The sequence below is a fragment of the Paraburkholderia sp. SG-MS1 genome (genome assembly GCF_012275575.1).
Classification (GTDB): domain Bacteria; phylum Pseudomonadota; class Gammaproteobacteria; order Burkholderiales; family Burkholderiaceae; genus Paraburkholderia.
The window spans coordinates 138,851-152,442 of sequence record NZ_NPIH01000286.1; the positions used below are offsets into that span (position 1 = coordinate 138,851).

At 64.9% G+C, this 13,592-nt stretch carries 11 protein-coding genes; 3 read left to right on the top strand and 8 right to left on the bottom strand.

The genetic code is table 11. From position 1 onward, the window contains the following. Positions 1–14: 14 nt before the first annotated feature. Entirely contained in the window at positions 15–1,019 is a 1,005-nt protein-coding gene (locus CIC12_RS31520) for a LysR substrate-binding domain-containing protein (protein WP_168670269.1), read from the bottom strand. A gap of 111 nt (positions 1,020–1,130) precedes the next feature. Between CIC12_RS31520 and CIC12_RS31525 the strand changes: the two genes are divergently transcribed. The 3 genes from CIC12_RS31525 to tcuB are packed head-to-tail and all read left to right on the top strand — an operon-like array spanning position 1,131 to position 4,640. Continuing rightward, positions 1,131–2,078: a LysR substrate-binding domain-containing protein gene (locus CIC12_RS31525; protein ID WP_168670399.1), complete on the top strand. Its 948-nt coding sequence runs from the start codon at positions 1,131–1,133 to the stop codon at positions 2,076–2,078. Then, a complete protein-coding gene (gene tcuA / locus CIC12_RS31530; RefSeq protein WP_168670271.1) occupies positions 2,075–3,478 on the top strand; it encodes an FAD-dependent tricarballylate dehydrogenase TcuA in 1,404 nt (467 codons plus the stop codon). Before CIC12_RS31525 ends, tcuA begins: the two co-directional genes overlap by 4 nt. Then, entirely contained in the window at positions 3,465–4,640 is a 1,176-nt protein-coding gene (gene tcuB / locus CIC12_RS31535; protein WP_168670279.1) for a tricarballylate utilization 4Fe-4S protein TcuB, read from the top strand. The genes tcuA and tcuB overlap by 14 nt, the downstream gene beginning before the upstream one ends. A 150-nt stretch (positions 4,641–4,790) precedes the next feature. On the opposite strand, the gene CIC12_RS31540 is transcribed toward tcuB, so the two are convergent. The 7 genes from CIC12_RS31540 to CIC12_RS31570 form a co-directional block, all read right to left on the bottom strand. Continuing rightward, positions 4,791–5,579, bottom strand: coding sequence for a DeoR/GlpR family DNA-binding transcription regulator (locus tag CIC12_RS31540; protein ID WP_168670281.1), 789 nt, complete (start codon positions 5,577–5,579; stop codon positions 4,791–4,793). A 67-nt stretch (positions 5,580–5,646) separates the two neighbouring features. Beyond that, a complete protein-coding gene (gene pdxA / locus CIC12_RS31545; protein ID WP_168670283.1) occupies positions 5,647–6,648 on the bottom strand; it encodes a 4-hydroxythreonine-4-phosphate dehydrogenase PdxA in 1,002 nt (333 codons plus the stop codon). Positions 6,649–6,711: 63 nt separating this feature from the next. Then, complete coding sequence (locus tag CIC12_RS31550; RefSeq protein ID WP_168670285.1) at positions 6,712–7,983, bottom strand: four-carbon acid sugar kinase family protein; 1,272 nt, start codon at positions 7,981–7,983, stop codon at positions 6,712–6,714. Continuing rightward, a complete protein-coding gene (locus tag CIC12_RS31555; protein WP_168670287.1) occupies positions 7,980–8,960 on the bottom strand; it encodes a 2-keto-3-deoxygluconate permease in 981 nt (326 codons plus the stop codon). Before CIC12_RS31555 ends, CIC12_RS31550 begins: the two co-directional genes overlap by 4 nt. Before the next feature lie 252 nt (positions 8,961–9,212). Further along, on the bottom strand, positions 9,213–10,250 hold the full coding sequence (locus tag CIC12_RS31560) for an XdhC family protein (protein ID WP_168670289.1): 1,038 nt from the start codon (positions 10,248–10,250) through the stop codon (positions 9,213–9,215). A 70-nt stretch (positions 10,251–10,320) separates the two neighbouring features. After that, complete coding sequence (locus tag CIC12_RS31565; protein ID WP_168670291.1) at positions 10,321–11,691, bottom strand: MFS transporter; 1,371 nt, start codon at positions 11,689–11,691, stop codon at positions 10,321–10,323. Positions 11,692–11,750: 59 nt separating this feature from the next. After that, complete coding sequence (locus CIC12_RS31570) at positions 11,751–13,412, bottom strand: UbiD family decarboxylase (RefSeq protein ID WP_168670293.1); 1,662 nt, start codon at positions 13,410–13,412, stop codon at positions 11,751–11,753. Positions 13,413–13,592: the final 180 nt, after the last annotated feature.

Genomic DNA, 13,592 nt, shown 5'->3' on the forward strand with positions numbered 1-13,592 from the left:
CCGTCATGGACCCATCAGGTTTCGACGCTTTGCATCGGAAGGTCGTCGAATTCGACCCGCACGGGTGCGGGCGTATCGAGCGGCGACATCGAACGCACGCCTTGCCACGCGTTGCTGCCGATCAGTGTGCGCACGACGTGCTTGAGTTCGTCGCGCACGATCGCCGCGGCTTGCGACAACTTTTCCGGCCCGAGCGCGTACAGGTAATTGCGACGCACCATTTCGGCGTCCGAGATGCGCAGGCAGCGCCATTGCTCGGGTGCATTCTGCAGCGCATACACCGCGGCCATCGGTTTGATCGTTGCGCCGATACCATCGGCCACGCAGTGCATCAGCAGCGGCAGCGAATCGATTTCCGCCACTGCGTCCACGGTCAGGTTCACGCGGTCGAACTCGAGCGTGATGCGCCGGCGCAGGCCGTGTCCGGGGCTAGGCAAGATCAGCGGCAACTTCGCCAGTTCGTGCAGCGTGATGTCGTTGCGGTGTGGCGAGATCATCTGGCTGTCACGCGGCAGGATGACGAACAGTTCTTCCTCAGCCAGCAGTTCAACCGTGAGATCGAGCGCGGCCGTCGTGCTGAACAGGATCGCGAGGTCGAGTTCGCCGAGGCGGGTCATATGTTCGAGGTGGCCCGAGAGCGCCTCGACGACATTGAGCACGATGCCGGGAAATTTCGCGTTCAGATGCTTGATGAGCGGCAAGCCGAGCGCGCACACCGTGGTCGGCGCCATGCCGAGATTGACGCGGCCGCTCACGTTCGAATGCTCGCGGCGCGCGACCGATACCGCCTGATCGAGCTGACGCAGGATGAAGCACGCATGATGGTAAAGCGCTTCGCCGTTTTCGGTCGGCCTCACGCCGCGCGACGAGCGCACGAGAAGCGGCTTGCCGACTTCGTCTTCGAGCCGGGTCATTTGCTGGCTCAGCGCGGGTTGCGCGATGAACAGTTGCCGCGACGCTTTCGACAGGCTTCCGCTCTCGACGATCTGCACGAAGTACTTCAACTGACGCATGTCCATGTGTGATCCCTGTGCGGAGCAGCGAGTGTTCCGCACGTCTCCTTTACTGGACGTAACCCCATGTCGATTGCAAGTCTGATTTTTGCAAATGAGGACCAGGTCGAACTGCCGATCGAACTTCGGCAATTGCGCTATTTCGTCCGTGCGGTGGAACTAGGAAGTATAAGGCGGGCCGCGTCCGAATTGGGAGTGGCGGTTTCCCTGCTCGGTCAGGATCTCGACAGGCTCGAAGCGCAACTGTCCACGCAGCTGTTGCGCCGCACGCGCGGCGGGCTGATTCCGACCGACGCCGGCTTCGCGTTTCTGCGCCACGCACAATTGACGCTGCAGCATGCCGTCGAAGCCGTGGAGGCAGCGCGGCAGAAGCGCCTCGTGGGACACGTGAGCGTCGGCCTGCCGCCGAGCACCGCCTCGGTACTCGGGGTGCCGCTCGTCATGGCGATGCGCGAGCGGCACCCCGAATTGCGCGTGCATCTCGTCGAAGCGCTGTCGGGACATCTGGCGGCGATGCTCGACGCGCGGCAGCTCGACCTGGCGCTGGTCGCGCGCGGCAACGCCACGCGGCGCTGGCGTGTCCGTCCGTTGATCGACGAGCGTGTGTATCTGCTCGGCCGCGCGGACTTGCCGGGCTTTCCCGCGGTGGAGACGTTAAGTCTCGCCGACCTCGGCGATCTGCCGCTGGTGATGCCGAGCGGCTCGCACGGTTTGCGCGCGTTGCTCGATCTTGCGTTCGAGCGCGCGGGTGTGCAGCCTCATATCGCGCTTGAAATCGACGGTCTCGCGTTGCTGATGGACGCCGTGTGCGCGGGCCTCGGCGCCACACTGCAGCCCGGTTCCGTGGTGTGCCGTGAACCAGGCCGCCCGTTGCGGGCCTTGCTGATCGCCGACCCGAATGCGCGCCGGCAAACGTTGATCGCGAGCCAGTCCGAGGATGAACTATCGCCCGCCGCGCTCGCCACCCGGGTCGTGATCGCGGATGTCGCGCGCGAACTCGCGGTGGCCGGACGCTGGCCTGGCACCACCCTGCACGAACTGAACACGGGAAGCGACGAACCATGATCGATGTGCTGGTAATCGGCGGCGGCAATGCCGCGTTGTGCGCCGCCTTGATGGCGCGCGAAGCGGGCGCGAGCGTGCTGCTTCTCGAAGCCGCGCCGCGTGAATGGCGCGGCGGCAATTCGATGCATACGCGCAATCTGCGCTGTATGCACGACGCTCCGCAGGACGTGCTGGTCGATGCCTATCCGGAAGAAGAGTTCTGGCAGGACCTCCTGAAAGTCACCGGCGGCGCGACCGATGAAAAGCTGGCGCGGCTGGTGATCCGCGCGTCGTCGACCTGCCGGCCCTGGATGCGCCGGCACGGTGTGCGTTTTCAGCCGTCGTTGTCGGGCGCACTGCACACGGCGCGGACCAACGCGTTCTTCATGGGCGGAGGCAAGGCGCTCGTCAACGCCTACTATCGCAGTGCCGAAGCGCTTGGCGTGCGCATCCGCTATGACGCGCGCGTGGAGGGGCTGCAATTGCGCGATGGCCAGTTCCTCGCGGCGTGGGTGGGCGATGAGCGTATCGAGGCCCGCAGTTGCGTGCTCGCCGCCGGAGGCTTCGAATCGAATCGCGAATGGTTGTGCGACGCGTGGGGCCGCAATGCGGCGGGGGAATGGCCCGCCGACAACTTCATCATCCGGGGCACGCGCTTCAATACGGGAACGTTGTTGCGCTTCATGAAGGAGGCTGGCGCCGACATGATCGGCGATCCGACCCAGGCGCACATGGTGGCGGTCGACGCGCGTGCGCCGCTCTATGATGGCGGCATCTGCACGCGTATCGATTGCGTGTCGCTCGGCGTCGTGGTGAACCGCGACGCCGAGCGCTTCTACGACGAAGGCGAGGATTTCTGGCCGAAGCGCTACGCGATCTGGGGCCGGCTCGTCGCGCAGCAACCTGGCCAGGTTGCGTATTCGGTTATCGACGCGAAGGCCGTGGGACGTTTCATGCCACCGGTATTTCCCGGTACGAAGGCGGAGTCGCTGCCGCAACTGGCGCGCGCGCTCGGCCTCGATGAAGCGCGTTTCATGCGGACGATAAACGCTTACAACGACGCATGCCGTCCGGGCAGCTTCAATCACACCGTACTCGACGATTGCACGACAGCCGGACTTGCACCGCCGAAGACGCACTGGGCCCGGCCCATCGACACGCCGCCGTTCTTCGGCTACGCGCTGCGGCCCGGCGTGACGTTCACCTACCTGGGACTTAAGGTTGACGACACAGCGGCGGTGCGTTTCGGCGGCGAGCCGAGTGCGAATCTCTTCGTCGCGGGCGAAATGATGGCCGGCAATGTGCTCGGCAAGGGATATACAGCCGGAGTCGGCATGAGCATCGGCACGGCGTTTGGCCGCATCGCCGGCACTCACGCTGCGCGGGCCGCATTGGAGGAGCGTCGACATGCAGCAGCTTGAAGCGTTGACCCGTGAAGCCGCCGCGCTGGGCGAGGGTAAGGCGATGGTGATCCCGATCCATGCGTTGTCCGGTGGTGAGGCCGAAGTCGCGCGCGTTTTGCAGATCTGCAATGCGTGCCGTTATTGCGAAGGCTTTTGCGCGGTCTTTCCTGCGATGACGCGCCGGCTCGAATTCGGCAAGGCCGACATTCACTATCTGGCCAATCTCTGCCACAACTGCGGAGCGTGTCTGCATGCGTGTCAGTACGCACCGCCGCACGAATTCGCCGTCAACGTGCCGCGCTCGATGGCGCAAGTCCGCTTGACCACTTACACGGATTACGCGTGGCCGTCCGCGTTCGGTGCGCTGTACAAGCGCAACGGCCTCGTGCTTGCGCTCGCGCTGGTGCTCGGCTTCACACTGTTCATGACGTTGGGACTGGCCGCGAACGGCACGCTCTGGGGCGCCGTGAACGGCAGCTTCTACGCGATCTTCCCGCATAACCTGCTGGTCGCGCTATTCGCGCCTGTGTTCGTGTTCGCGGCGCTCGCGCTCGGTGTCGGCGTACGCCGCTTCTGGCGGCAGGAGGAGGTTGGTTCGCCGTCCGGCGCCGCATTGAGTGAGGCCGCGCATGACGTGTTGTCGCTCAAGTACCTGGACGGCGGGCACGGAGAGGGATGCAACAACGCGGACGATGCCTTCACGCAAGCACGCAGACGCTTTCATCACCTCACGTTTTACGGCTTCATGTTGTGTTTCGCCGCGACGTCGGTCGCCACGTTGTATCACTATGTTATGGGATGGTCCGCGCCGTATGACTTCGTCAGCTTGCCGAAGTTGCTGGGCATGTCGGGCGGGATTCTGCTGGTGGTGGGCACGGCAGGGCTCTTCGTGCTGAATCTGCGACGCCATCCGCTGCAGCAGGACCTCGCACAGCGTCCGATGGATCGTGGCTTCATTGCGCTGCTGTTCCTTACCGCGGCGAGCGGCCTCGTGTTGATGCTGACGAAAGCTTCTGCCGCGCTGCCATTGGCGCTGTGCGTCCACCTCGGTTGCGTGATGGCGCTGTTCGCGACGATGCCCTACGGCAAGTTTGCGCACGGCATTTTCCGGTGCGCGGCGTTGCTGAAGTGGTCGATCGAACGGCGTCGGCCGAACCGGCTGCAACTTGGGGATGATTGACGGGGTACGCCTCTGCGCTCTTCTCAAGCGCGAGGACGCGAGTGCCGCAACCTCAGGAGACGTTCGAGCTTCGTTGCGCGCTGCGTTGTCACTCGACGACCCACCGCGCGAATGTCGCGTGCCGGAGCATAGGGCCACGTTACGCCGCTTTCACGAACGCTCGGCCTCACCGTTTACCGCGGTCTCGACAGTCACGCGTTCGATGGCCTTGAACGGTGCGAGACGCGCCGGATCGGCGCTCGCCGATGTAATCAGACGCCAGTCGCGCTCGATAGGCGTCCAGTGTTGCTGACGTGCGCGGCCTAGTTTGTCGTCGTCGGCGAGCACGAAGATTTGTGCCGCCCGCTTGATGATGCAGTCCTTCAGATACGCCTGCTCCGCGCTGGCCTCACACAAGCCGAACTCGGCAACCACGCCGTCGGCGCCAAGGAACGCCTTGTCCACGCTCAGCCGGCTGAGTGTCAGTTCGGCAAGCGGTCCGAGCGTGCTCATGCTCGAACTGCGCAGGTCGCCGCCGATCAAGGTCAGGTGCACGCCAGGCGCATTGGCGAGCGTCATGACAGCGAGCAGGTTGTTGGTTACGATGCGCAGATCGAGCCGTGAGACCAGGTGCCGGGCCAGCGCGGCACACGTCGTGCCGCCGTCGAGCAGCACCGTATCGCCGTCATGCACGTGGGCCGCCGCCGCCCTGGCAATGGCTTCCTTCTGTTCGCGCTGCGTCGCCTTGCGTTCCTCGAGCGACGCTTCCGGCTCGTGCGAGCCGATCAGCGCCGTTGCGCCGCCGTAAGTGCGCACTAGCCGGCGCTGGTTGGCGAGCGTCGTGAGGTCGCGCCGGATCGTCGCCTCCGATACGCCAAGGGCGACCCCGAGTTCTTCCACGTTGGCGTCGCGGGTCAGGATGAGATCGAGGATCGCGCGGTGGCGCTCGGACGCTTTCATGTTTTTCGTCATGCGTGAACAAGGCTGCCGATGTTACACCACGGCGTCGCGCGCCGACGCGAGGCAATCACCCGCGGCGCGTTGCGAGTTCGGCGCCCTGGCGCAGTGCTTCGAGCAAGCTGCCTTCGTCGGCGATGCCCTTGCCCGCGATGTCGAATGCCGTGCCGTGATCCACCGACGTGCGGATCACTTCGAGCCCGACCGTCACGTTCACGCCGGCTTCGAGTCCGAGCACCTTGACCGGGCCGTGCCCCTGGTCGTGATACATCGCGACGACGAGATCGAAGTCACCACGGCCGGCGCGGAAAAACAGCGTATCGGCGGGCAGGGGGCCGGTCACGTCGAGGCCGCGCTCCTGCAATAGCTTGACGGCCGGAATGATTTTTTCCTCTTCTTCGCCGTAGCCGAAGAGACCGTTTTCGCCCGCGTGGGGGTTGATGCCGCACACGCCGATGCGCGGTCGCTCGATGCCCGCCTTGATCAGTGTGTCGTTGCCGCGCTCGATCGTGCGTTGCACGAGGCCGGGTTCGATCTTGCGGATCGCGTCGATGATGCCGATATGGGTCGTCACATGGATCACGCGCAGTTGCGGCGCGACCAGCATCATCGACACTTCGTCGACGCCCGTCAGGTGCGCGAGCATTTCCGTATGGCCCGGAAACTTGTGGCCACCGGCGTGCAGCGCTTCCTTGTTCAGCGGCGCCGTGCAGATCGCGTCGATCTGTTTGGCTTCGGCCAGTTCGACCGCGCGCGCGATATAGCGGTAAGCCGCGTCGCCCGCCACGGCCGACAGCTTGCCGAACGGCATGTCGGCGGGAATCAGCCCGAGGTCGATACAGTCGATCGTTCCCTGTTCATAGCGCGCTTCGGACGCTTCCTTGATGCGCCGGATCTTCGCGCTGCCGCCGACAATCGCGTTCGCCTGTTCGAGCCGGCCCGCGTCACCGATCACGAGCGGACGGCATTGCTGATAGACGGTATCGTGAGTCAGGCTCTTGACGACGATTTCAGGACCGACGCCGGCGGCGTCGCCCATCGTGATGCCGATGACAGGAAGATAGTTGCTCATGATGTTTTGCCCGAATCCTTGATTGCGTTTGTCTTGCGTACTCGATCGCATGAAGTGCGGCGATCAGATTAAATGGTGTGAGACCGCGCCGGCGCCGGCTTCTTCGTGAAGATAGTTCCATGCCGCGTACAGCGCGTGATCCGTGCCAAACGCGCCCGCTTTCGTGACGACGCGCAGGTGCTGCGGAACGTTTGCACCGACGGGGCGCCCGACCGCGACTCCGGCTTCGATTTCCGCGAGCAGCTCCAGAGCGCCGACGCCGACCGTGCTGAGCATCGCCCGCGCCGTTTCACCGCCGGTCGCGACGAGCCCGCCCAACGCGGCAACATGCGGCTTCGCGAGCGCGGCCAGCGCGGAAGAAAGCAGGGCGCCCTCGGCGGCGTCGAATGCGTCGTCGCGGCCGATGCGCAGCAGCAAGTCAGCGCGTTCGCCCAGCGTCGCGGCGATGCGCGCCTGCCAGGTGGGCCAGTCCGCGTGGCGCTCCTGTTGACGCAGCACAGCGGGCGGCACGATCAGTTCATGCACGTGGCCGCGCTCGCGCAGCATCGTGCATTGGCGTTCGGAGACCGCCGACAGACTGCCTACGAGGATCAGCACCGGCGCACCGTGCGCATCGTGCGAGGCACGCGTCGCCGGTTCGTGCCGCGCGCGGCCGTCGAACAGGGCCGGCAGGCTCGCCATTTCGCGCGCGAGGCCGCCCGAGCCGACCCAGAACAGCGGGGTATTCATGCGTGTCGTGACCTGTGCGAGCGTGAGCAGGTCATCGCCCGTTTCCGCGTCGACGATGAGCGCTTGCGTACCGCTTGCGGCGCTTGCCGCGATCCGCCTGGCCAGTGCATCGCCGCCTTCGCGCAATGCGTCCAGGTCGAGATGGGCGGTCGACAGGCCGGCCTCGGCCAGCATGACGCGCGGCTCGGCCGGGCGACCGGCGTGTTCGAGCTTCCACGTATCCGTCGTGTCGAGCGGCTTGCCATGCACGATCACATGACCGTCGCGCAACGTGCGGCCGGTGGCGGGGAACGCCGGCGCGACGATGGCGAGACCGGCGAGCGGCTGCAAGGCGGCGACTTCGGCGGCCCAATTGCCGCGCAGTGTCGAATCGATTTTCTTGTACAGGCGTCGGCCAGGCGCGCGCAGCATGCTCCAGACCTCGGCCGTGCGCGCGCCTGCTGCCGCTGGTGTGAGGCGGCGCGTGTCGGTATCGGCGGCGATTACGTCGGCTTCGAGCGAATCGACGGCGTCGAGCGTGACCACCGTGCGATATCCCGCGCTCGCGAAGCCGATGGCGCAATCGGCCGCGCCGGACAGATCGTCCGCGATGATCAGCATGCTCATCGTGCAAGTTCCCCTGCCTTGCGGCGTTCAGGTATCCGTTTGGCGACGGCCGCGGTGAGGAGCGGCGACAGTATCGCGGTCACCACCACGCAAGCCGCAACGAGGAGTGTCGCGCTTTTTGCCGCTTCCGCGTAGACCGGATTGGCCGCGGCGATGAGCGCCGGCACCGCCGCCGCATTGCCCGCCGTGTTCGCGGCCGCCGTGCCGGCCACGCCGGTGCCGCCCGTCAGACGGTCCACCAGGTAAAGCGGAATGCCGGTCACGATGACAACCGCAATGCCGAGTCCGATGCCGAGAAGCCCGGCTTGCCAGACCTTGTGCAAATCGAGACTTGCACCGAGCGCTAGCGCGAAGAACGGAATCATCACCGGGACGGCCTTGCTGAGGAAGTCGCGCATTTCGCGATCGAGATTGCCGAGCAACATGCCGACAGCGAGCGGCAGGATGCTGCCGACCAGCGTCGGCCACGGGAAGGCCGAGAGGCCCGCGACGCCGAGCGTCACCATGGTGAGAAACGGCCCCGACTCCAGCGACATGATCGTATAGGCGCCGACGTCTTCCGAGCGGCCGTACTGGCCCATCAAGGCCATATAGAGGCCGCCGTTCGTGTCGTTCATCGCGGCGACGACGGCGAGTGTCGAGATGCCGGCGAACAGACCCGACGAGACCGGCTGTTCGCCGAGAAAGTGACCCAGCACGACGCCTGCCACGACCGCCGCACCGACTTTCGTGGCGAGCAGGGCGCCCCCTTTCTTGAGCAGATAGGGGGTGGCCTTGACATCGATGCTCGCGCCCATGCAGACGTAGAACACCGCGAGGATCGGCAGCGCGCCGGTGAACAGCGCATTGGTGAATGAACCGAAGAACTTCGGCATGCCGGGCAGAAAAGTCGCCACTAGCGATCCGAGTAACAGCGGCACGATCATCATCCCGCCGGGTACGCGCTCGATTGCGCGCTTTATATGTATTTGGGCCATGCAAGTCTCCTGATTGATCGGCAGAATGATCGAATCAGTCACTTATTTGATTGAATCGATCAAATTAGATGGTACCTCTTCGCCGATGAATGCGCAAATCGAGCATTTTATTGATCGATTCGCGCAGGGCGGTGACTTGGGAATGGGGTCGGAGTTCGGAGCGGAGAAAACGTCGGTTTTCCACGGTCGCGCGTGTTCGAGCGCGTGGCGAGCGTCACGTAGGCAATGAAGCGCTGGCGGGAGCAGACCGGATCAATGACGCTTCGCTACGGCGCAGCCCGTTTGGTGATTCACTGCGATATCCAGCGTGGTCTTGGCTTCTTCGACCCGGCATTCGCTCGGTAATGCCACACCGTTCTTGACCGCTGTCATCTCGGCGAGGATCGACACCGCGATTTCCGGTGGCGTACGGCTGCCGATATAAATACCAACCGGCCCGCGCAACCGGGCAAGTTCATGTTCGTTGAGATCGAAATGCGTTTCGAGCCGCTCGCGTCTTGCGGCGTTGTTCCGGCGCGAACCTAACGCGCCTACGTAGAATGCGGGCGTTCTGATCGCCTCCATCAACGCGAGGTCGTCGAGCTTCGGGTCGTGCGTGAGGGCAATGACCGCGCAGCGCTCATCGAGCTTCATGTCGAGCACGGCGTCGTCGGGCATCGAACGCACGAGTGTCGTGCCCGGTACGTGCCAGCCGTCGGTGTACTCCTCGCGTGGATCGCACACGGTCACCTGATAGTCGAGGCCGAGTGCGATCTGGCAAAGATAGTTCGAGAGCTGACCGGCACCGATCACGAGCATCCGGTAACGCGGACCGTGACTGGTCAGCAGCCGGTGCCCGTTGAAATCGGTGCCGTCCGTCGAGCGCGCCAGCACGAGTCTCGCCGCGCCGGTTTCCATGTCGAGCGAGCGCGCGACGAGCTGCCCGGCAGCTACCCGGCGAAGCAGATCGTCGATGCCGCTCGCGCGCGTCAGCGGCTCGAGCACCAGCTCGATCGTGCCGCCGCACGGCAATCCGAAGCGATGCGCCTCGTCGGCGGAGATGCCGTACTTCACGGCTTCCGGGACCGTCTGCTCGATGCCGAGCCGGCGCACGCGCTCGATCAGGTCGTCCTCGATGCAGCCGCCGGATACCGAGCCGACCACCGCGCCGTCTTCGCAGATTGCCAGCATCGCGCCTTCGGGCCGCGGCGATGAACCCCACGTCCTGACCACGGTGACAAGCAGCACCCGACGGCCGCTTTCGATCCAGCGAGCGCTCGCCTTCAGCACTTCGAGATTGACGCTATCCATGAGAATAAACACCTGTTGGAGTCACCGGTCCCGCACCGGCGCCGTATGACAAGGCCTGGGAAGACACTCGCTAGTGTCGCGACAGCGCCGAGCGCAACGACATTTCTCGCGCTGCTTCTGGGGTGATGGTTCTGTTGAGCATGAAGCAGGCGACACCGGCCGCCAGCATAGGCAGCGCACCGAGAAGAAAGATCGTTCCGATCGGCGTTCCGACGGCGATCAGGACACCGGCGAGCAGCGGGCCGACGATGGCGCCGATGCGCGCTACCGCGAAGGAGGCGCCGGTCGCGGTCGAACGGATGAAGGTCGGATAGATCATGCTCGAAATGGCATTGAGGCCGATATTCCCGCCAAGGACCAGCAGACCCGAGACCAGCGCCATCGCCATGGTGAGACCGGCGCCGGTACCGGCGCCCATTCCGACGGCCAGCCCGAGGGCCGCCACCGGAATGGCGCCGAGGATCATCGTCAGCGTCATCACCGATACGCCCTTTTTGTCGATCATCCAGCCGAAGAACCAGCTGAAGCCTGCACCCAGCTGGAACAGGGCCTGGCTGCGGGCCGCGTTGGCGAAGCCGATTTCATCGGTCAGCAGCGTCGTCATCCATTGCGACAGGAAGAAGTGGGTGACGAAGGAAAAGCCAAGCGCCAGCCACAGGAAGCCTGTCATGGCGGACCGGCCCTCGGTGAAGAGGTGCCTTACCGGCACCCCCGTGCGCGCCTGCTCCTGGATGGTGAAGCGCGTGTCGTCCGCGAATTGCGCGCTCGGCTTCAGCTTGCGGGCATAGGCGAGGATGCGCTCGCTGGTGGGGTTGCGCAGGGCCAGGTAGCGGATGGATTCAGGCAGGCCGGCGAACAGGACGATGCCCACTACCACGGCGCCGGCGCCGCCGACGTAGAAGACCGAGCGCCAGCCGTAGGCGGGGATGATCTCCGCCGCGAGAAGGCCGCCGCCGGACGAGCCGGCGGTGTAGCCGAGATAGAGCAGGGTGATAATCAGCCCGCGCTTACCCGAGCGGGCATAGTCCGTGATCAGCGAGACCGCCATCGGCATGCCGCCGCCGATGCCGAGCGCGGCGCAAAAGCGCAGGATCGACAGTTCGACCAGATTGTGGGCGAAGGGCACGGCGAAAGTGAAGGCGCCGAACAGCGTGGTAGCCAGCAGGATGGCGCGCCGCCGGCCGATGCGGTCAGCCAGCATGGCGAACACGACCGAACCTGCCATCCAGCCGATGATGCTGATGTTGAACACGGGCGTCATCAGGGCCCGGTTGATACCCCATTCCTTGATGATGCCGGGGGCGGCGTAATTCAAAGCCTGATTGTCGAAGCCGTCCGCCAGCATGACGAGGGCGCACAGAACGAAGAGGGTCACGGTGAACCAGCTGCGCTCCTGTGTCTCGACGACGTGGGCGATATCGACGGTATTCTTTTGAGTCATGGCGGTCTCCGGATGCCTCTGCTCCAGGGGTTGTTGACGTTCAGCGGGCGCGTTGAGACTCACTCGCTGTGACCACCCGAGGCTTCGCGCACCGGTGTTTCCGGCTTCACGCCGCCACGCCGGTTGGCCCAGGTGCGCTCGCCCGTCTCGCGCCAGCCGCCGGAGGTCGCCGCTTCTGCATACTCATCCCAGCGCTTGTCCCAGTCGCCCAGGTGATAGCCGTGCCATGGCGGCTGCGGCGTGAGGGCAGGGAGTTCGAGTTCTTCCCAGATCTTGCGTGCCGCGCTCATGTACTGCTCCTTCGGCAGGGCCAGCGGCGGCATGGCGTGCTTCAGCGTCGCGTCGATCAGCAGCGTACTTTCGAGCGGCGCGCGACCGGACTTGGGGCCGTGGCCGCTGGCGCGATAGGGCGTCACGTGCAGGTCATGGGTGAAGTCGGCCCGATAGGCCAACGACCAGAAGATCGCATCGGCATTTTCCGGGTTGATGTCCTCGGAGACCGCGATGACCAGCTTGCCGCACTGCGCCTGGAGCGTCGCGGCCCCTTGCAGACCGCGCCAGACCTCGGCCTGCGGCGTGCCGCGCGCAAACTGCAGGAAGATCACCTTGCGCAGATTGGTCAGCGGCTCGTGCATCACCACCCGCTCGATGCCGCGCACACCCATCGCCTTGCGCAGATGCTCGAGGTACAGAGGCTCGTAGGCCACCTTCTTCAGCACGGAGCTTTCGCTGGGCGTGACCTGACTGATGATCGAGACGAAGACGGGCTTCTTCTTCATCGTGATCGCGGTGACGTGCATGGACATGTTGTAGTCTTCGAGCGCGATGTGACCGTGGCTTTCGCCAAACGGACCTTCGGGCTCCAGCGCGTCGGTGTCGATCAGGCCTTCGATCACGATTTCGGCATCGGCGGGAACGACGAGATCGATGGTTTTGCAGCGCACCACCTCGACCGGCGCGCGCATCAGGCCGCCGGCAACGGCCATCTCGTCCTGATCGATCTGGAGCTTCTGCGGCCCGGTGAACAGCACGGCGGGCGCGCAGCCTAGCACGATGGCACACGGCATCTGCTGGCCCCTCGCCCGATATTTCTCCCAATGGAGATAACCACCGGCTCCGGACAGGCGGCTCGCCATACGCACACCGAGCCGGTTCTCCGACTTCAGCGCGGCGCGGTAGGTGCCCATGTTCTGCACGCCGCTCTCGGGATCTTTGGTCACGCAGAGCGTCGCGGTCAGATAAGGCGCCGCGTCGAAGCCGGGCGTGGAAACCGGCACCGGCAGGCGCGACAAACCTTTTTCCTTCAGCGCATCGCCGCTGATCACGACCTCCTGGCAGCGCGCGTGCGACACCATCACCGGTGGAACCGGCTCGGCGATCGCTTCCGTCCACGCCCTGCCGATCTGCTCGACCGGCAGGCCCAGCCCGGTTGCGTAGATCTCCGGCGAGGCGGCAAGCCCGCCGATCAGCACCGGGATGTCATAAGTCTGGCCGTCGCCGTCGACTACGTTGGTGAACAGGAAGGCGCGGCGCTGATCTTCGTGCAGCCCGCCCTGGAACTGCCAGCGCGCGAGCGGGTGGAGCTCCGTATCCTTATTGATCGGCCGCTCGATACGGGTCAGCAGCCCCTTGGCCTCCAGCCTGGCGATATGTTCCTGCAGATCGCGGGGGGCGCCGCCGGTAGCGGCCGCTTGAGAAAGATCGTGAAGCGATGACGACATTCTGTCTCCTTGATATGAATCCCAGTGGGCGGGTGAATTTGCATGATTGTATGATTGCATGCCGGCGTTGTGACTGTCAACGCGGCTTTACCCACTGCGCGTGGCGTGTGGACTGCTGTCGAACGGTTGCTGGGCGTCGGTTTTGGCGTGATGAGTCCGGCTGCCAACTGGCAGCCGAAG

Coding starts and splice junctions, on each gene's coding strand:
- CIC12_RS31520 (WP_168670269.1), bottom strand. CDS start 1,019: ATGGACATGCGTCAGTTGAAGTACTTCGTGCAGATCGTCGAGAGCGGA.
- tcuA (WP_168670271.1), top strand. CDS start 2,075: ATGATCGATGTGCTGGTAATCGGCGGCGGCAATGCCGCGTTGTGCGCC.
- tcuB (WP_168670279.1), top strand. CDS start 3,465: ATGCAGCAGCTTGAAGCGTTGACCCGTGAAGCCGCCGCGCTGGGCGAG.
- CIC12_RS31540 (WP_168670281.1), bottom strand. CDS start 5,579: ATGAAAGCGTCCGAGCGCCACCGCGCGATCCTCGATCTCATCCTGACC.
- pdxA (WP_168670283.1), bottom strand. CDS start 6,648: ATGAGCAACTATCTTCCTGTCATCGGCATCACGATGGGCGACGCCGCC.
- CIC12_RS31550 (WP_168670285.1), bottom strand. CDS start 7,983: ATGAGCATGCTGATCATCGCGGACGATCTGTCCGGCGCGGCCGATTGC.
- CIC12_RS31555 (WP_168670287.1), bottom strand. CDS start 8,960: ATGGCCCAAATACATATAAAGCGCGCAATCGAGCGCGTACCCGGCGGG.
- CIC12_RS31560 (WP_168670289.1), bottom strand. CDS start 10,250: ATGGATAGCGTCAATCTCGAAGTGCTGAAGGCGAGCGCTCGCTGGATC.
- CIC12_RS31565 (WP_168670291.1), bottom strand. CDS start 11,691: ATGACTCAAAAGAATACCGTCGATATCGCCCACGTCGTCGAGACACAG.
- CIC12_RS31570 (WP_168670293.1), bottom strand. CDS start 13,412: ATGTCGTCATCGCTTCACGATCTTTCTCAAGCGGCCGCTACCGGCGGC.